The organism is Hyphomicrobium sp. MC1, from assembly GCF_000253295.1.
GTDB lineage: Bacteria > Pseudomonadota > Alphaproteobacteria > Rhizobiales > Hyphomicrobiaceae > Hyphomicrobium_B.
This window is the reverse complement of record NC_015717.1, coordinates 1868588-1886292: the sequence shown is the minus strand read 5'-3', so window position 1 is coordinate 1886292 and position 17705 is coordinate 1868588. Positions and strand designations below refer to the sequence as shown.

The following is a 17705-nucleotide window of genomic DNA, read 5'->3' as shown; positions in this document are numbered from 1 at the left end:
CTTCTCTTACCCGAACAAACGGGCAAGGCGCCGCTCGCATTGATAGCGGGGTCTCAGAAGCTCCGAGCGCCTGAATTGACTTTGCAGATCGGGGGCAACTCTGACGTCTTCTTTCAGCACCCACCGTCGCCACAGATAACGATCAAGCTGTGTGCGCGATTTAAGCTCGACGCGCTCAGCTTCCGACAGATCGCCATGGCGCACCATCGTCCAACCGGCCTTTGCTTTTCCGTCCTCAGTCGTGTTTTGCCGTTTAGCCACCGGCGAGATACCGAGTTCGGCCGAGATTTTGCGAACCAGGTCGTCCGCCTCGCTGATCGGAGCAATATGATCGACAGACGCCAACGCTTCGTCGAGCAGACGCATCTTCTGCTGATCCGACAGTCGCACCAGATCCAGCCACGGAAGTTCGAGCCAGCGGTCCAAGAGGAAATGCGAAATGAAGTTCTGGCGCGTTGCCCGCAAAAACAGCGAGAACCCATAGGGCCGCAGTCCCTGCTGGATGTACCGGATCATGCGATAATTGTAATAGGACAGCATCAGGCTTTCGGGCTCGCGAAGAATGATCGAGCGAACGATTTTGCGGTCCTTGAACTGCTCCTCGATCGAGCGGCCGATGAAATGCCCGGATAAGGCTTTGATCTGGTCGAGCGGCGCCGGCGGCTTATCGTTGTATTTTCGACCGAACCAACCGAGCGGAAATTGCCGCGTCCGCTTCGGCGCAAACCACACGCCCGAATGGCCCAGCTCGTACGCCAAATGCTTTTCAACCGTCGTACCTGCGCATTTCGGCACGTGGATATGGATGAGCAACGGCTCCGGCATGCCAGACTTCCCCCCGTGATAGCTCGACGTCGGATAGACTGAGCAGCTTAGATCACATTATCGGCAAGTCACACCGAGAGAGCTATCCTAAAAGTCATAATGGACAACTTTTTGGTCGCGGGGGATCGCGGCTTCGCGCGGCGCGAAACCCATATAACAGACTGTTTTTGCGTAATTATTCCTGAAATGAGGCGCGCATTCGCGCCGATTAGGCTTGGTCGGCTACGCTCTCGTGAAAGACCGAGCGATTACGACCCGCCGCTTTCGCCTGATAGAGCGCCTTGTCGGCAACGAGAAGTAGCGACGCCAAATCGTCGTCCGGCGCCGATCGCGTCGTCGCCCCCACACTGACCGTCACGGCAACGCTGAGACCGTTCTCCATTGCGATCGGCCTGGCCTCAAGCGCCCCGCAAATTCTGTCTGCTACGGCCTTCGCCTCACGCGCCCCACAACCGCTGAGCAGAATGGCAAATTCCTCGCCACCCAATCGGCCGACGAGATCCTGTTTCTTGACGCAGGCCTTGATCCGCTTTGCCGCAGCGGCCAGCACCTGGTCGCCACACGGATGGCCATACTCATCGTTAATCGACTTGAAGTGATCGAGATCCATCATCAGCAGGCTGACGGGTGCGGCGTGTGCTGAGGCCTGCGCTATTGCGGCAGAGGCGCTATTGATGAAAGCGCGCCGGGTCAACACCTCGGTAAGCTGATCCTCCGTCGCCATGCGCTCCAGCTCTTTTGTGAGCCGGGCGCGTTCCTCCGCCGCGAGGTAGGAGTCATGGATGTCGGTGCTCGTGCCGAACCATCGCGTGATGTTTCCCTCGTCGTCCCGTATCGGCAAGGCCATGACGCGAAGCCACCGATACTCTCCGGAATGATGACGGAACCGATAGTCGATGTCGTAAGGCGTGCCGGTTGCAATCGCGTCGCCCCACTTCTTGCGGACCATATCCCAGTGCGCCGGATAGACCAGCATCTTCCAGGTATCTTCGCTGATTTCGTGTGAGAGCATCCCTGTAAATTCGCTCCAGCGCGCTGAAAAATAATCGTGCCGTCCCTCGGCATCGCAGCTCCATACGATTTGCGGCAGCGCTTCCGTCAGGGTTTCAAATTGAAAGCGGCTCTGCGCCAGCGCCGACGCCGTTTCCATCTGATCGGTCACATCGACAACGACGCCGGACATGCGCACGAGGTCGCCGCGGTCGTCGTAGACAGGCTTGGCCGACGTAATGACCCAACGCAGCGCTCCGCCATGCGGCAGGACACGATACTTGCAGCGATAAGAGGTCCGCGTCTCGATGGCGGTATGCAGCGTCTCCTCTACGCGCGCGCGGTCACCGCTATGGATCGCGCGTATGAAATGCCCGTCATCGACACCGCGGACACAGCCAGTGGCGGACAATCCATACATTCGCGCCACGTTGGCGTCGGCCGTGCTGATATTCGTTTTGACGTCGAAGTCCCAGACGCCGACCATACCGGACGATTCAAGCGCAAGCTTCAGCCGCTGCTCCGACTCCCGAAGTTTGCGCGCGCATTGGACATGGCTCGTAACCTCCGACGCGATTGCAAGCACGCCCAGCACCTGTCCCTGCGCATCGGCGACCGGCGTGAAATGCAGATTGAACCAGCGCGTCGCCCATTGGCCGTTGCGCACGAGACGCATCGGCTGATCATGGAAGCTGCAGCTTTCGCCGGTGAACACGCGCGATAGAACGTCGGCGTAGAATTTCGCCCCTTCCCCGACAACCTCTTCGACCGGCCGGCCGAGGAAATCACCGCGTGTAAATTCGCTGAATAGCACGGTCGCCGCCGCATTCGGCACGAGGTGACCTTCCCGTCCGACCATCAATGCCATGGGTACGGACGCGTGGGCCACAAGCCGCGCGGCCATGCTCAATGCCGTGGGCCAGTCCTGAAACGGCGGCAGCCCCGACGACGGCCAATCGAAATGCGAAATCCCGGCGAGGCCGCCGTTGTCGGAGCGTCGAGACAGAAGCAAATCAATACTGCGCGTTGGAATATCGCTGTCGCGCATCAAATCAGTGACCCACCGCGTCACGACAAAATTCATTCCGTATTCTGAAAAGGTATTCTAAGCCGCCGGCATTGAGAAAGCGTTAGGATATCACCAACAGTTCTCTGATATTCCGTATTCGGATATTATGAAAATAACGCTTAAAAAGCTGACGATATTATATTTAGACCGAACGCGCATTCCACGCCATCAGGGCGAAAATGAACAGCGTGCTCGCTGCAATCGAGGCAGCGGTACGGACGTGGTTCCATATCGTCCAATCGGACACGTACCGCTTCCAAACGCCCCCTGACGATGCCGTCATCGGATCTGCAGCCGACAAAGCGTCGTTTAGCGGTACATTGAAGACAATTGTAACAATGAACATGCCGACGACATAGATCACGCCGCCCGCGAACATCGGAGCGGCGCCCTCGTTTCCCCAATGCCACAACGCCAGAACCGCTAACGCCAAACTGGCGACCGAAGTGCCGAAGAACAGCGGCATGAACAGCGATTTTAAAATGTCCGTGTTGATGGCATTCATCGCAGCAATCCCCGCTGCATGGTCGATCCGGCCTAACGCCGCCATGATGAATGCAGAAAACGCGAAGTAAACGCCGCCCATCACGGCGCACCCAATGGCGGAAAACCAGAGCAGCGCTGTCACGATCGTCTGCATCATTGCAACTCCCGACGGCCGGACATGTCCGCGAGGAGAAGCTACGCGTCCCGATGGCTTTCCCAAAGCAGTTATTGGCAGCCAAACGAAGTGCGCAGAATATGAACGGCAGTATTTTTCGGCCAACGCCTTGCGGGCGATACGCGAGCCCTTGCCGCCTAGCGCATTGCCTTTTCCCGGAAAGTCCCGCCGACATCAATGACGAGCGCCAGTGACATCGCAATCATGCCGATAACAAACAGAATGCGATAATCGCCGCCGCTATGTGCGAAGATGAATGAAAATCCGTAAGCGGCTGCAGCCTGGCATAGCGCAAACGCCACGGTCGCAACGCTCCAGGCCGCCTTCTGCTCGGCCGGATGATGCGGCAGAAGCTCGTGAATGCGCCCGAGAACCAGCGGCACGGTTCCGGTCACGAACGCACCAATGATGATGCTCGACAGAAACAGCCAGGGCGTGCTGGTCACATCGAACACGAGCAGACCGATTGCGAAGATCTGCAAGCTGAACGCCAAGCGCAACGCCGATCTAAATCCGATACGGTCCGCGATGTGCCCAGCCAGAATCGGACCGGCCGTCGCGCTCAGTCCGAAGGCGACCCAGAACTCCGCACCGACTTTCACACCTTGCCCTAATCCGCGCGCCACGAAATCGACGAGAAAAATCATGTGTGGCACCCACCCACCCGCATTGAGCGCATACTCGACATAAAGCGCGCGGAGTGCACCGAGGCGCGGCGGATGAATATGCCCCGATGGGGCCGTCGGCACATGACCCGGCCCATCCGGCCAGCCGCTCCAGGCAATAGCCGTCAGCACGAACGACAGCACTCCAAGGCCGATCCATGCGGCCTGCACTCCGAACTGCAATAGGAAAGGAATGACCGTTCCCGACGCCGCAATGCCGGCGCCGATCCCCATGAAGATCATCCCGCCCGCCAATCCGCGCCGCGCAGGCGGAACGTGCGCGAGCACCATCGGAGCGGCGAGAACCATCATCGCTCCGCCCGCAAAGCCCGCAGCAAAGCGCCATACGAAAAACCACAGAAAGCCCTGCGGCAACGCGCACGCGAAAAAGGCGGCCGTCGCCAGGACCATCATGGCGCGCAACACCGCGACGCTCGAAAGGCGTGCGGAAATGGGCCTCCCGAGCACGGCGCCAGCGAGGTAGCCGGCGAGATTGGCCGCGCCGAGATACGCGGCAGCGGCCGGCGCAAACCAGTGCGCATCGACGAGCGCGGGCAGCAGCGGCGTATAGGCGAAGCGCGCGAGCCCAATGCCGATGAGCCCGGTACAAAATGCGCAGATGATGGCTTTGGTGATTTTTGGAGAGGATGCCTGCAAGGCATCAGCGCGCGCCATTCCGATATCCCTTCATATTTGCGCGCGACCATACGCAAGCACGGGGCATCCACAATAGGCGCTCCGCGATGGCACCTTTGCTCTCGGGACCCTTGACGAAGAGCCCAAAAATTCTCGCGAAATATCAAGCTGATCCGCAGACGACCGTTTCATCGAGCGCCGCAGCCTTCGCCTGAAACTTCCTTTGGAAAGACGGCCGGGAAATATTTGTGCGAATACGGAGCACCACCTATAAGAGCGGGGCTTTTATGACTTTTCAGCATGCCATTTTCCGGAGCAGACGATGACCAATGAAATGCCGACGATCTCGCAACTGCGAACAACAGGCTGCGCCTTCTAAGCGCAGCGCTGACGCCGATTTTCACGTTCGCTTTCAGCTTCTCTTTTGTCGATCTGACGCTTCCGGACCGTCCGCTGCTGCCGCCTCAGGATTGTCGTAACGACGCTAAATCCTGCGCACGGCGCCGACCGGCTTCTGCGGTGAGACCATGCAAGACCTTCGCGATCCATTCGACCTCGAACGTTTCGTCAGTGCTCAGGCGCACACCTACGAGCGCGTCGTCAGCGAATTGACGGCCGGCAAGAAGCAATCCCATTGGATGTGGTACACGTTTCCGCAGATGCGCGGATTAGGCTCCAGCGCCATGTCGGAGAAATATGGCATTGGCAGCTACGAGGAAGCGCTCGCCTATGTCTGTCACCCGGTGCTCGGTCCGCGACTTGCACAAATGACGGCGCTGATCCTCGAACACCGATACGATTCGCTCCTCCAGATTCTCGGCAATCCGGACAATCTGAAATTCCATTCCTCGATGACGCTCTTCGCCGCCGTCACTGGACACGAAAGCATTTACGCGCGGGCACTGTTCACGTTTTGCAATGGTCCCGACCCAAAGACGATGGAGTTCCTCTCAAAATCGCGCAAGCTCGACTGACAGGCTTCGTCCGGACACATAATCCGCGGAAGATTTCCGCACGCGGCCTGCACCCAAGCCGGAAAAAAGATTTTTCGCCGTCTTAACTGTTCGTTACACGGCGTCCCCGAAAATGCTCACGACTATCGCGATCCCAAGTTGTAAGGCCGCGCGCTTCGTTGAAGTAGCGAACAGCGCTCGCACCATTCCGACCAAAGATCGCAATGAGCCACATTCGGACCGAGCGCTTGCAAGCCATGAAAATTCTGCCGATCCTCGCGGCCGCCTTCATCGTTTTTATGCCCGCACTGGCGTCCGCTGCCGACTTCGGCGGCGAGGAAGCCCCGCCGGAAGAAGCTTTCGTCACGCCAATTCCGCCGCCGGTCCTGCTCGCCCGCCCCTATAATTACGTTTACGAGGAAAACGGCATCTACTACGCGCCGCCGTACCCGATGCCCTACTTCGGACTGTTCCCTCAGTGGGGACCGCAGGTCGCGTTCATGCCGCAGCCGTATTGCCAGCCTCCCCCGCGGCCGCCGCATCCGCCACGCCGCCGCTGGTAGAGCGAGACGCGCCAAAGTCTGTCAGATGGTCGCCGTCGGTATCTCCGGGCGCGATTTTTGTTGCCTCCCCGCACCGCTTCGACGAGCTTATTACTGAGCAAGATATAGATGTGCAAAAAAGCCTATATCTTTCGGCATAGCCGTCCAATGACGATTATCTTGGAGGCGTGCGGTCGCCCAGAAGCCTGGGCCGTGACCTCCGGGGGGAGCCATGAGAAAAATCGGCATGGAAAGTTTGCGCGGAGATCGCGCTTTGAATCTGCTTTGGCAGGATACAGCCGTCTGCAAAGACGATCGGGCCGACGCTAAGGGGCAGAAAGCCTGTTGCTTGTGGTTCACCGGGCTTTCCGGCGCAGGCAAAACGACGATCGCCAATCTTCTCGACCAGACCTTGCATGCCTCCGGCCAGCACACGTTCGTGCTTGACGGCGACCGCTGCCGTACCGGCCTCTGCAGCGACCTCGATTTCACCGAAGCGGGACGCGCCGAAAATGTTCGCCGCATCGCCGAAGTCGCCAAGTTGATGGTCGACGCCGGACTGATCGTCATTGTGTCGCTGATCTCGCCGCTCCTTTCTCACCGGGAAACGGCACGAAAGATCTTCGATAACGGCGAATTTCTTGAGGTCTTCGTCAACACGCCCCTCACCGTCTGCGAGCAGCGGGACGCCAAGGGACTCTATAAGAAGGCGCGGCAGGGCCTCATTCCGCAGTTCACTGGCGTCTCAGCACCTTACGAGCCGCCGCTGAATGCCGAAATCGAGCTGAACGGCCGCGCGCATCCCGAGGAACTCGTGGTCGCGATCCGTTCCAAGCTCGAAGAATTGGGCGCCCTGGAAGGCCCTTACGGCTGACCGCCGCCCGGCAGCCAGCCCCTCCCGAAGCACCGTCTGATCGCCGCGAGTGCGATCGCATTTAGCTGTGGTGCTTCGTCTTCCAGGCTTTGACCGCCGCCAACGTATTCTTCACGTGCTGCGACGGATCTAGCGCCGTGTACTCGTAGGAAATCCGCCCGTCCGGCGTCACGACATAAGACGTGCGGCTGGCATAAGGCATGAAGCCCATCATCACCGAGTCGTAAGCTGTCATGATCCGCTGGCCACTGTCGGCCGCCACCGGAAATTTGCTGCGGCACTCCGACGTCGAAAACTTGTTGAGCGTCGCGATGTCGTCGTTGCTGATCCCGATCACCGAAGCTCCCAAAGCATGGAACTGCCCCATCGCCTCAGCGAAATCGTGCGCCTCCTCGGTGCAGCCCGACGTGAAAGCCTTCGGATAGAAATAGACGACGACGGGCCCTTTCTTGAGCGCCTCAGGCAGGGAGAACGTGAACTGCTTGCCTCCGAGTGACGCCTGCGCCTTGAACATAGGCGCCTTGTCACCGGGCTTGAGCTGCGCCAGCGCCGGCGTCGTGACTGCCGCCAGCGAAATCAGCAGGTATCCCAGGAAACGGATCAGCATGATTGGTCCCCTCACTTATCAAAACCCAAAGCCGAAGGGCGATCCGACCTTGGCTCGAATAGCCGGACTTATAGCGCGCGCATCGGGCTCCGGCATCCCCAAATGGTCGCTGATCCACTCAGTAACCGACTATCAGCTATTTGCGCTCACGCGCTCGACAACCGCCTTCGTCAGCGCCACGACATCTGGCAATGCGTTGCCGTATTTCTGCCGCGCCGTCCGCAGGTTGCCCATCCCCGGATGCGCGGCAGCGTTTTGCAGAGCCGCCGTATAAGGCACCGGCCTGGAGATCGCGTTGAGATGCGCCAGCCCTTCTTTGATGTGCTGGAGCATCTCGCGTTGTAGAGAATTCGTCGCCTGATACTGCGTAATCAGCGGATGCACCTTGACCTGCGCCGCAAGATCGAGATCGTCCGCGAGAATGAACTTCAGGAAGTCCGTCAGCGTCGAATAGGCGTTCGTCTCAAGGCTCGTCGGCGCCAGGATATGATGCGCCAGCCGGATGCCCGCCAGCGCGAGCGGTCCTGGCCCCGCTGGACAATCGACCAGAACGGCATCGTATTCGTCATCGAATTTATTCAACTCTGCGCGCAGAGCTTTCGCAAGCTGCACATCGAGGCGGTCGCGCCGCCGTTTCCGGTGCGCAGAACGTTCGAAGTCGGCCATGTCGCCCAGCAGCTCATGGTTCGACGGCACGATATCGATAAAACCTTTTTCACGGTCCTGAAGCTCGACGAGATCGCTCGCCGCCACCCGATGCGAAGCAAGACGGATATCGCGTCCGCGCGCAAAGGCCTGAAGCATGGCGCCAAGGCCGATCCGCCTCTCGCGTAGTTCCTGCTCCGCGTCGATGCCAAGCAGCGCCTTGGTCGCCCCGGCCTGCGGATCCATGTCGAGTACGAGCACGCGAGCGCCGTAGGAAAGCGCCAGCCCATCGGCCAGCATCATCGTCGTCAGCGTCTTGCCGACGCCGCCTTTCGGATTGGCGATCGCAATCGTAACGCTCATCGCCACACTCCCCGGCCCACCAGCCAGGACGTCAAAGTGTTGTATAGAAGCCCGACGAGACCACGCACGAGCATACCGGAACGCCCCCAACTCCCCGGGAGAGACACTACGTTCCACATCGAGCAAATGCCAGCCCCGCGATACCACAACGCGCGGGCCGACAAGGTAAAAGGCCCTATTTGCCGCCGACCGGACGGCGTGACGGGCCGTCGTCGTACCGCCACGGGCTATTTTTGCGCGCCCGCTCTCTGGCGACTTCAGGATCGATCTTCGGCCGCTTGTTGACGGGCGTCTGCACCGGGGTTGGCGTCACCTCCGCATCCGGTTTGCGTTCGCGCCGATGGATCCATCCGAGCATGCTCATCAAAGATGGCCTTTACGATAACATTGCCAGTCGCCGTTCGGCGCGCGGCACCCCCTTCGAGCGGCACCGCAGAATCAAATCGATCATAACAAACGGACACCGCGGGCGCGCATGTCATAAAACTGGAAGTTTGTTATCTGCGCGTCCCACTCACGGCATATTTCGCGCATCATTGCTGTCGTGCGAACGATCCCGCTGCGAGATGCTATTGAGATGAGATTAAGATCGGCTGTCAGGTTTGCGATTGCAGGTGTCATCGCTGCCGTGCTGTCAGGATGGCTCTCGCCTCCCACAGACGCCTGGGCCAAACACAAAAAGCCGCAAAGCCTTTCCACGGCCAACAGCGATCCCTGCGCCGAGCCGACAAAATTCGTCAACGACCAGCTCGTAAAAATTCGAGCCTTACAGGCCTCGCAAGCCGCGCGACCGACCAACACCGTTTTCAGCTTGTTCAGCTCGAACACGCACGTCGATCCGGACAGCTATGCGCAAATCGCTAATTTACGTCGCGACGCCGATACCGTGAACGAGATGCTGCGCACCGGCGGCTGCAAACCGATCGACATCGATCTGGTGCTCAAAAACATGCCGGCCCCGGCGCCGACTCCGGCAACACCGAGCCACAAGAAACATCGGCAGTAAGCGCGTTGTCGTTAAGCGCCATAACCGCCGATGACGGGAAGTATCTCGCCCGTGATGTAGCTTGAGCAGCAGGGCGCTGCCATGAATACGAACGCGGGCGCGATCTCTTCCGGTTGTGCCGCGCGCCCCATCGCCGCCGATGTTCCGAACTTGGCAACATCCTCGGCCGGACGATCGGCAGGGTTGAGCGGCGTCCACACCGGCCCCGGCGCGATGGCGTTGACGCGAATGCCGCGCTCTATGAGTTGAGACGACAGCGAACGCGTAAACGCATGAATGCCGCCCTTGGTCATCGAATAATCCAGCAGTTCTTTGCTGCCTTCGATGCCGGTAACCGATCCCGTCATGATGATCGCGGAGCCTGGCGCCATATGTGGAACGGCAGCCCGCGCCATGTAGAAATAGCCGTAGAGATTTGTCTTCAGTGTCCGATCGAAATGCTCGTCGCTGAGGTCGAGAATATCCGACGTGTGCTCTTGGAAAGCCGCGTTGTTCACGAGCACGTCGAGCTTGCCGAGCGTCTTCACCGTTTGCGCGACGGCATCTTCGCAAAATTTGGAATCCGACACATCGCCTTCGATCAGTAGGCAGCGTCGTCCTTCCTTTTCGACGGCTTCCTTCGTGTCGAGCGCATCGTTGCGCGATTCCAGGTAACAGATCGCGACATCGGCGCCTTCCCGCGCGAACAGCACGGCGACAGCCCGGCCGATGCCGGAATCCCCGCCGGTGATTAACGCGACGCGATCCTTGAGCTTCGCCGAACCTTGATATCCCGGCGCATCATACATCGGCGCAAGTTGAAGCGCGGCTTCATCGCCGGACTTTTCCTGATGCTGCGCCGGAAAATGCGAAGGGTATTCGCGCGCCCCCGCCTGCATGACCGGCTTTGATTTTTTCTTTTTCTCCTGCCCGGCCTCCTTGGCATCCAGGAGATCGACCTCATCCTGAATGTCGCGGCCTTGTTGCGCCGTGCGCTGAGGTTTTGATTTTGCTTGCGTTGCCATGATTATCCTTCGCAAATGGACTAGTGGCCGCCGCCCGAAGCTCCGCCGCCTGCGCTGCCGCCCGCATCACCAGCGCTCCCACCTGCACCCGCGCCGACACTTGACGCACCCGTTCCCGGCGATGATCCGATGCCGGTGGTCCCGGTACTCGTCCCGCTTGTCGAAGGGGCTCCGCGCATGATCGTGTTGTAAGACGATCCAGATGGTCCCGGGTGCAACGTGTCCGCATCGGGATTGCGCACCGCGGCGCTGGTGCCGTCTTCAATCTGCAGTCGTTGCGGACTGGGTGCCGCCGGATCGAGCCGATGCCGTTCCACCGGTCCAGCCGCGCTGCCCGGCGCTTCCGTCGTCGGCTGCGAGCTTCCGCGGTTGGCGGGCATGTTCGGATCGTTGGCGTTCTGCTGCGTCACGCTTTGTTGGATGCGCATGCTTTCCGGCAGCGTGTTGTCCTGTGCCAACGCTGATGCAGCAGGAGCGGCGATCAGAGTTAGGGCTATCGCTGTTAAATGTTTCATGTCGCAGCTCTCCTTTGCGAGGCAAACGACCTGACAGCGCGACAGTTCCAACAAAGAAAAAGCCCCGACGCGGGGCTTTAACAAATGGCTTGCATGAAGACGTAGGCGTCAGCCTTTTTGCGGCCTCGCATCCGTCAATCGCTTCGCGCCACGATAGAGAAACCAGATTGCGAAGAACGGCGACAGTGCTGTTAAAATCGTGACGTCCCAGGTCAGGCAGATGGTACGCTTCACCGCCACGAAGAGTGGCGATTGCGGCTCTTCGAACTCGCCCGGAATATAGTTGCTCGCAACAGCCGGTTCCGAAATCTCGACCGGCACGGACCTGCGAACTGTTCGTGGCGTCCACGATTTACGCCGGAAATTCTCGACCCGTCGCGGGCGAGCAATCGCCTGCTGAGCCAATACTCTCGATTGTCGCATTACTAACCCACCCTCTTACTCGCGGCAGAAACGCTCGCGAGGGGCAAAACGTTCCGACATCAAATCAGCATAGAAGATCGCAAGCGAAAGTGACGGAAAGTCGGTGAAAAACGCCCTCGGTTCCCTAATGTTCGAAAAAACGGCCCCTAAAGTTTATGCTGAGGCACGTTTAATTACTGATCGTCCAGCATAAACGGCGACATCGCCAAGCTCTTCTTCGATGCGGATGAGCTGGTTGTACTTTGCCAAACGATCCGAACGCGACAGCGATCCCGTCTTGATCTGACCGCAATTCGTCGCCACCGCGAGATCCGCAATCGTCGAATCTTCGGTCTCGCCGGAGCGATGCGACATGACGGCGGTATAACCCGCGCGCTGCGCCATGCTGACGGCGTCGAGCGTTTCTGAGAGCGAGCCGATCTGGTTGACCTTCACGAGGATCGAGTTGGCCGTTCCCTTCGCGATGCCTTCCGCAAGCCGTTTCGTGTTCGTCACGAAGAGATCGTCGCCAACGAGCTGCACGCGATTGCCAAGAAGATCCGTCAGGATCTTCCACCCGGCCCAATCATCTTCTGCCATGCCGTCTTCGATCGAGATAATCGGGAAACGGTTGACGAGATCTTCGAGGTATTTGGCGTTCGCCGCGCTGTCGAGCGCCTTGCCCTCGCCGGCAAGCTCATACTTGCCGCCCTTGAAATATTCGGTCGAAGCGCAATCGAGCGCAAGCATCACGTCGTCGCCCGGCTTGTATCCTGCCTTCTCGATCGCCTTCGTTATGAAGCCGAGCGCTTCGTCAGCGCTTTTGAGGTTTGGCGCGAACCCACCTTCATCGCCAACCGATGTGCTGAGGCCGGCGTCATGCAGGTTCTTCTTCAGCGTCTGAAAAATTTCCGAACCCATCCGGATCGCATCGGCGCAGGTCTCCGCTGCCACCGGCATGATCATGAATTCCTGAATGTCGATCGGGTTATCGGCATGTGCGCCGCCGTTGATGATGTTCATCATCGGCACCGGCAGGATGTGCGCATTGACACCGCCGACATAGCGATAGAGCGCCAGGTTGTTCGCAATCGACGCAGCCTTGGCGACGGCCAGCGAAACGCCGAGGATCGCGTTGGCGCCGAGACGGCTCTTGTTATCCGTACCGTCGAGCTGGATCAGTGCCGCGTCGATGCCGCGCTGATCTTCCGCGTCCATACCCGACAGCGCGTCGAAGATCTCGCCGTTGACCGCATCGACCGCCTTCTGCACACCCTTGCCCTGATAGCGCGCCTTGTCCCCGTCGCGCAGCTCGATGGCTTCATGCGCGCCCGTCGAAGCGCCCGATGGCACCGCTGCGCGTCCCTCCGAGCCGTCTTCCAGCACCACATCCACTTCGACTGTCGGATTGCCACGGCTGTCGAGAATTTCGCGGGCAATGATGTCAACGATGGCGGTCATGAGCGTTTCCGATATTTTCTGGTTGGCTTGTCGAGAGACGACGGGTGTGACAGGTTCGGGCGGGTTTTAGCCGCAATCGCTAATAAGGCAAAGTCCCTGCGGGCAGTCGAACGCCTACCCGAAAGGACATTTACCCGAGAACCAAGGTATACCAATGTCGGAAACGAAGAAGTGGACCGGAGGTTGCCACTGCGGCCGCGTCCGTTTTGAGGCGGAGCTGGCCCTCGAAGGCCTGAAAATCTGCAATTGCTCCTTCTGCCAGAAGCGCGGCGCCATCATGGGCTTCGTGCCGGAGAGCGCTTTTTCCCTCTTATCGGACAAAGACGCACAGGCTGAGTACCAGTTCAACAAGAAGGTGATCCACCACACCTTCTGCCCGGGATGCGGCATCGGCTCCTACTCCTACGGCACCACACCGGGCGGCGCGACGATGGTCGCCGTCAACGTCCGCTGCCTTGACGGGATCGACGCGGCGTCCCTGAAACCGACGCTGTATGACGGCAAGAGCCTCTGATCGTACCCCATGACGACACCTGAAACATCCGCGCTCGTATTGTTCTCCGGCGGCCAGGATTCAACCGTCTGCCTCGCCTGGGCGCTTGCGCATTACGACCGCGTCGAAACGATTGGGTTCAAATACGGCCAGCGCCACAGCGTCGAGCTTGCCCAACGCCACGTCGTTCGCGACAAGCTCGCGAAGTTGGGAAAGGTGGGCGGGCGGCTCGGGCCTGACGCGGTGCTTGATCTTCCTGCCCTACAGAGCATCAGTGACACGGCGTTGACACGCGAAACCGAGATCACGTTCGCGGCGACGGGCCTGCCGACGACGTTCGTGCCGGGGCGCAATCTCTTGTTCCTCACCTACGCTGCAGCACTGGCCTACCGGCGCGGCATCACCACCCTCGTCGGCGGCATGTGCGAAACCGATTTCTCCGGTTATCCCGACTGCCGCAACGAAACGATCCAGACGCTCGCGCAGGCGATCTCGCTCGGCCTTGCAACGCCGATGACCATCGAAACGCCGCTGATGTTCATCGACAAGGCCGGAACTTGGGCGATGGCGTCCGAACTCGGCGGCGACGATCTCATCAAGATCATCATCGAGGATACGCACACCTGCTACATGGGCGACCGCACCAACCGTCATGACTGGGGGTACGGCTGCGGCATCTGCCCGGCGTGCGAGCTGCGCGCGAAAGGCTGGATCGAATGGCAGTCTCAGCAGACCTGAAACGCGCCGTCGATCTCGCCATCGCAGGCGATTGGGACGGCGCCCATCAGATTGCCCAGCGCGACGAGCGCGATCCGATGCATCGCTGGCTGCACGCCATTCTGCACAAAATCGAAGGCGACGGCTTCAACAGCCGCTACTGGTACCGTGGCTCCGGTCATGCCTATGAAGATTTCCCGTCGCCCGAAGCCGAGCTTCAGGCCATCGCCGAAGCGCTAGAATGATCCGGCCTTATATCGAGGCAGAACAACGTCAACCCGGCGCGGGCCGGAATCCAGGCAAACCGCAGCCCCGCAAATGTCGATCATTGTCTGGGTGCCAGCCTACGCCGGCATGACGATATTGAAGAGACGGCGTAAACCTAGAACAGGTCATCTCCGATCTAAATCCGAGGATAACAAACATCAAAAACTGAAAACCAGACACGTCGTCGTTGCATGCGCGATGAGCTTGCCGCGCTTGTCCGTCAAACGTCCCTCAGCCGTGGCAGCGCGCCGCCCACGGCTCATGATGAGCCCTTCCGCACGCACGAGGCCGGTATCCTTCGTCATCGGCCTGAGCAGCGAAATCTTGAACTCCATCGTCGTAAAGCCCGTGCCTTTCGGCAGCGTCGAAAGTACGGCGCACGCCATGCTGGAATCGAGCAGCGTAGCCGTGTAGCCCGCGTGCACGGTCGCGATGGCGTTGTAATGTCCGACCTGCGGCTCGGACTCGAACACCGTCCGTCCCTCTTCCGCCTCGACGATCTGAAACCCGAGCGTGGCCTCGATCGGCATTCTCGGCACGTCACCGCGCATCATCGCTTCGAGGTACTGCAGCCCGCTCATCGACGCCATCGTCGCGACGTCGATGATGGCGTGATGCTCTCCTGCGGACATGCTTTCGTCAGCCAATATGAAGCTCCCTCACGCGTCCAGCTTGAACGGATTGAAATCAGTGTGGCGGTCGAAATAGTCCTCGTTCTCCGCCCGCTTCAACGCGGCGACCACGCGCACCGTAATCGGCAGGAACACGATCTCGACCAGTGTCTTCACAACGAACTGCGAGATCATCAGCGTCAGCACGAGATCGTTCGGCATGATCCCGGAGTTGTAGAACGCTAACGGATAGAACAGCGAGGAATCGACCGCCTCGCCCGCAATGGTAGACGCCACGAAGCGCCAGCTCATGTGCCGCCCTTCGCTGCGCACCTTCATCTTCGCGAGCACATAAGAATTGACGAACTCGCCGCAGAAATACGCGATCATCGAAGCGCCCGCGATCCGCCACGTATTGCCGAAGGCGACTTCGTAGATGTGCTGGTTTGGCCACCCAGGTGCGGGTGGCAGCGCGACGATAACGGCCGCCATCACCGCCGCGAAAATGAGGGCCGCGAAACCCGCCCAGATCACGCGGCGCGCCCGCGCATAACCATAAACTTCCGTCAGCACGTCGCCGAAGATGTAGGAGATCGGAAAGAACAGCACGCCTGCTCCGAACGTTACCGGCCCGATGACCGGAAGCGTCAAGGTCGCGGCCTTGGCCGGCCCGATCAAATTCGAGCATATAAGGACGACGACAAAGGCGACCATCACGAGGTCGAAATAGCGATAGGTGCGCTGCTCGGTCACCATTGCCCCCTCTGAGACTTGGATAAGTCGCACTTGACTGGCGCCCCCGGCGCCGTAGGTATCCGGCATGTATGCCGTCAAAGAGATCTTCTATACGCTACAAGGCGAGGGCGCGAACGCCGGGACGCCTGCGGTGTTTTGCCGGTTCGCCGGCTGCAATCTCTGGAGCGGTCGCGAGCAGGACCGCGCCAAAGCCACCTGCCAATTCTGCGATACCGATTTTGTCGGTACGGACGGCCCAGGCGGCGGACGCTTCGACACGGCCGAAGTTCTCGCCCGTGCCTGCCGCGACGCCGCGATGCCCACAACGGATTCGCCGAAGTTCGTTGTTCTAACCGGCGGCGAGCCGATGCTGCAGGTCGATCAGGACCTCGTCGATGCACTCCACGCCGAAGGCTTCCGCATCGCCATGGAGACGAACGGCACGCTCCCCGCGCTCGATACCATCGACTGGATCTGCGTCTCGCCGAAAGCAGGCGCCGACCTGAAACAGCGCCACGGCCACGAGTTGAAGCTCGTCTTCCCGCAAACGGGCATTGATCCGGCCGGATACCTCGATCTCGCCTTCGAGCAGCGGTTCCTCCAGCCGATGGACGGCCCCGATCAAGTTGCAAATACCCAAGCCGCTATCGCCTACTGCAAGGCCAATCCGGCCTGGCGGCTGTCGGTGCAGACCCACAAATTGCTCGGAATCCCTTAACGTTCGGGCTTTCCGCGCCCGTTTGGCGCGGATTTGGCCTGCTACCGGGGGTGGCGGACGCCGGGAAAATCCCCTATTTGAGCGCCATGCAGATCTATAAGGAATTCCGGTTCGAGGCGGCCCATTTTCTGCCGTCGGCACCGCCAGGCTCGCCGAATTCGCGCGTGCATGGCCATTCTTTCCGTGCGCGCATTGTCATCGACGGCGAACCCGGACCAAAAACGGGCTACATCTTTCATTTCGATGAGCTTGCCGCCGCGCTTGCCGACACCGAAGACGCGCTCGACCACCGCATGCTGAACGAGATCGATGGCCTCGAAGCGCCGACGCTGGAACGCATCGCCATGTGGATCTGGAACCGCCTCGCCAACCGCATCCCCGGTTTGGCCCAGGTCGAAGTTCACCGCGATAGCTGCAACGAGGGTTGCATTTACCGTGGGCCCGCGCCCGAAACGCGCCTGGCTGCGGAGTAACGCGCCATGGCGGCATCGAAGCCGGACGTCACGCAGCTCGGCAAACAGGTCGGCATTCCCGACAGCCCTGAGAAAGCCGAGCTTGAGCGCGTTGCCAATCCGCATACCGATACGGATTATCTCGCCCGCTTCACGGCGCCGGAATTTACCTCGCTTTGTCCGGTGACCGGCCAGCCCGACTTCGCCCATCTCGTCATCGATTACGTGCCGGGAAAATGGCTGCTCGAGAGCAAGTCGCTGAAGCTTTACCTCGCCGCGTTCCGCAATCACGGCGCGTTTCACGAAGACTGCACGGTTGCGATCGGCAAGCGCATCGCCGCGCTCATCAAGCCGAAATATCTGCGCATCGGCGGCTACTGGTATCCGCGCGGCGGCATTCCGATTGACGTCTTCTGGCAAACAGGCGCGGCGCCGGCGGACATCTGGCTGCCCGATCAAGGCGTCGCGCCCTACAGGGGACGAGGCTAAGCTCG

Annotated in this window: 23 protein-coding genes; 10 read left to right on the top strand and 13 right to left on the bottom strand. The window is 59.9% G+C overall.

Translation table 11 applies throughout. The features are described 5' to 3' along the window. Nucleotides 1-6: 6 nt before the first annotated feature. From HYPMC_RS09100 to HYPMC_RS09085, 4 genes are all read right to left on the bottom strand, one after another. Nucleotides 7-825 carry a hypothetical protein gene (locus HYPMC_RS09100; protein ID WP_013947606.1) on the bottom strand — a complete coding sequence of 273 codons (819 nt, stop codon included), beginning with the start codon at nt 823-825 and terminating at the stop codon, nt 7-9. A gap of 208 nt (nt 826-1033) precedes the next feature. Further along, entirely contained in the window at nt 1034-2899 is a 1866-nt protein-coding gene (locus HYPMC_RS09095) for a sensor domain-containing diguanylate cyclase (RefSeq protein WP_013947605.1), read from the bottom strand. A gap of 127 nt (nt 2900-3026) precedes the next feature. Beyond that, entirely contained in the window at nt 3027-3527 is a 501-nt protein-coding gene (locus HYPMC_RS09090) for a DUF1772 domain-containing protein (RefSeq protein ID WP_013947604.1), read from the bottom strand. A 155-nt stretch (nt 3528-3682) separates the two neighbouring features. Then, nucleotides 3683-4885 (bottom strand): YbfB/YjiJ family MFS transporter, encoded by a 1203-nt coding sequence (locus HYPMC_RS09085; RefSeq protein WP_013947603.1) that lies wholly within the window; start codon nt 4883-4885, stop codon nt 3683-3685. Nucleotides 4886-5373: 488 nt separating this feature from the next. On the opposite strand from HYPMC_RS09085, the gene HYPMC_RS09075 reads away from it, so the two are divergent. The 3 genes from HYPMC_RS09075 to cysC all read left to right on the top strand — a co-directional run bounded on the left by HYPMC_RS09075 (nt 5374) and on the right by cysC (nt 7215). After that, nucleotides 5374-5820 carry a DUF1810 domain-containing protein gene (locus tag HYPMC_RS09075; RefSeq protein WP_013947602.1) on the top strand — a complete coding sequence of 149 codons (447 nt, stop codon included), beginning with the start codon at nt 5374-5376 and terminating at the stop codon, nt 5818-5820. 203 nt (nt 5821-6023) lie between these two features. Continuing rightward, entirely contained in the window at nt 6024-6362 is a 339-nt protein-coding gene (locus HYPMC_RS09070) for a hypothetical protein (RefSeq protein ID WP_013947601.1), read from the top strand. A gap of 211 nt (nt 6363-6573) precedes the next feature. Further along, the gene (gene cysC / locus HYPMC_RS09065) at nt 6574-7215 is read left to right on the top strand and encodes an adenylyl-sulfate kinase (RefSeq protein WP_013947600.1); all 642 of its coding nucleotides are present in this window, start codon (nt 6574-6576) and stop codon (nt 7213-7215) included. Between the two features lie 61 nt (nt 7216-7276). Here the strand turns inward: cysC and HYPMC_RS09060 are convergent, their stop codons facing one another. The 3 genes from HYPMC_RS09060 to HYPMC_RS09050 form a co-directional block, all read right to left on the bottom strand. Next, the gene (locus tag HYPMC_RS09060; RefSeq protein WP_013947599.1) at nt 7277-7822 is read right to left on the bottom strand and encodes a peroxiredoxin; all 546 of its coding nucleotides are present in this window, start codon (nt 7820-7822) and stop codon (nt 7277-7279) included. A gap of 132 nt (nt 7823-7954) precedes the next feature. After that, nucleotides 7955-8830: a ParA family protein gene (locus HYPMC_RS09055; protein ID WP_013947598.1), complete on the bottom strand. Its 876-nt coding sequence runs from the start codon at nt 8828-8830 to the stop codon at nt 7955-7957. A 175-nt stretch (nt 8831-9005) separates the two neighbouring features. Beyond that, nucleotides 9006-9194 (bottom strand): hypothetical protein, encoded by a 189-nt coding sequence (locus HYPMC_RS09050; protein WP_013947597.1) that lies wholly within the window; start codon nt 9192-9194, stop codon nt 9006-9008. 213 nt (nt 9195-9407) lie between these two features. On the opposite strand from HYPMC_RS09050, the gene HYPMC_RS09045 reads away from it, so the two are divergent. Further along, nucleotides 9408-9836 carry a hypothetical protein gene (locus HYPMC_RS09045; RefSeq protein ID WP_013947596.1) on the top strand — a complete coding sequence of 143 codons (429 nt, stop codon included), beginning with the start codon at nt 9408-9410 and terminating at the stop codon, nt 9834-9836. A gap of 11 nt (nt 9837-9847) precedes the next feature. Here HYPMC_RS09045 and HYPMC_RS09040 read toward each other — a convergent pair whose 3' ends face one another. From HYPMC_RS09040 to eno, 4 genes are all read right to left on the bottom strand, one after another. Next, on the bottom strand, nt 9848-10840 hold the full coding sequence (locus HYPMC_RS09040) for an SDR family oxidoreductase (RefSeq protein ID WP_013947595.1): 993 nt from the start codon (nt 10838-10840) through the stop codon (nt 9848-9850). 20 nt (nt 10841-10860) lie between these two features. Next, the gene (locus tag HYPMC_RS09035; RefSeq protein ID WP_013947594.1) at nt 10861-11355 is read right to left on the bottom strand and encodes a hypothetical protein; all 495 of its coding nucleotides are present in this window, start codon (nt 11353-11355) and stop codon (nt 10861-10863) included. Between the two features lie 108 nt (nt 11356-11463). Then, nucleotides 11464-11778: a hypothetical protein gene (locus HYPMC_RS09030; RefSeq protein ID WP_013947593.1), complete on the bottom strand. Its 315-nt coding sequence runs from the start codon at nt 11776-11778 to the stop codon at nt 11464-11466. A 153-nt stretch (nt 11779-11931) separates the two neighbouring features. Next, nucleotides 11932-13218, bottom strand: coding sequence for a phosphopyruvate hydratase (gene eno, locus HYPMC_RS09025; RefSeq protein ID WP_013947592.1), 1287 nt, complete (start codon nt 13216-13218; stop codon nt 11932-11934). Between the two features lie 154 nt (nt 13219-13372). On the opposite strand from eno, the gene HYPMC_RS09020 reads away from it, so the two are divergent. From HYPMC_RS09020 to HYPMC_RS09010, 3 genes are read left to right on the top strand one after another with little or no spacing between them, the layout of a single operon-like run. Further along, nucleotides 13373-13732, top strand: coding sequence for a GFA family protein (locus HYPMC_RS09020; protein ID WP_013947591.1), 360 nt, complete (start codon nt 13373-13375; stop codon nt 13730-13732). 9 nt (nt 13733-13741) lie between these two features. Beyond that, nucleotides 13742-14449: a 7-cyano-7-deazaguanine synthase QueC gene (queC, locus tag HYPMC_RS09015; RefSeq protein WP_013947590.1), complete on the top strand. Its 708-nt coding sequence runs from the start codon at nt 13742-13744 to the stop codon at nt 14447-14449. After that, on the top strand, nt 14428-14673 hold the full coding sequence (locus HYPMC_RS09010; protein WP_013947589.1) for a hypothetical protein: 246 nt from the start codon (nt 14428-14430) through the stop codon (nt 14671-14673). The genes queC and HYPMC_RS09010 overlap by 22 nt, the downstream gene beginning before the upstream one ends. Before the next feature lie 180 nt (nt 14674-14853). Here the strand turns inward: HYPMC_RS09010 and HYPMC_RS09005 are convergent, their stop codons facing one another. After that, nucleotides 14854-15342, bottom strand: a complete 489-nt coding sequence (locus HYPMC_RS09005) for a PaaI family thioesterase (protein ID WP_013947588.1) — start codon at nt 15340-15342, stop codon at nt 14854-14856. A 12-nt stretch (nt 15343-15354) separates the two neighbouring features. After that, nucleotides 15355-16062 (bottom strand): queuosine precursor transporter, encoded by a 708-nt coding sequence (locus tag HYPMC_RS09000; RefSeq protein WP_013947587.1) that lies wholly within the window; start codon nt 16060-16062, stop codon nt 15355-15357. Nucleotides 16063-16126: 64 nt separating this feature from the next. Here HYPMC_RS09000 and queE point away from each other — a divergent pair, with 64 nt between their 5' ends. The 3 genes from queE to queF all read left to right on the top strand — a co-directional run bounded on the left by queE (nt 16127) and on the right by queF (nt 17700). Beyond that, nucleotides 16127-16759 (top strand): 7-carboxy-7-deazaguanine synthase, encoded by a 633-nt coding sequence (gene queE, locus HYPMC_RS08995; RefSeq protein ID WP_013947586.1) that lies wholly within the window; start codon nt 16127-16129, stop codon nt 16757-16759. A gap of 86 nt (nt 16760-16845) precedes the next feature. Continuing rightward, entirely contained in the window at nt 16846-17232 is a 387-nt protein-coding gene (locus HYPMC_RS08990) for a 6-carboxytetrahydropterin synthase (RefSeq protein WP_013947585.1), read from the top strand. 6 nt (nt 17233-17238) lie between these two features. Then, nucleotides 17239-17700 (top strand): preQ(1) synthase, encoded by a 462-nt coding sequence (queF, locus tag HYPMC_RS08985; RefSeq protein WP_013947584.1) that lies wholly within the window; start codon nt 17239-17241, stop codon nt 17698-17700. Nucleotides 17701-17705: the final 5 nt, after the last annotated feature.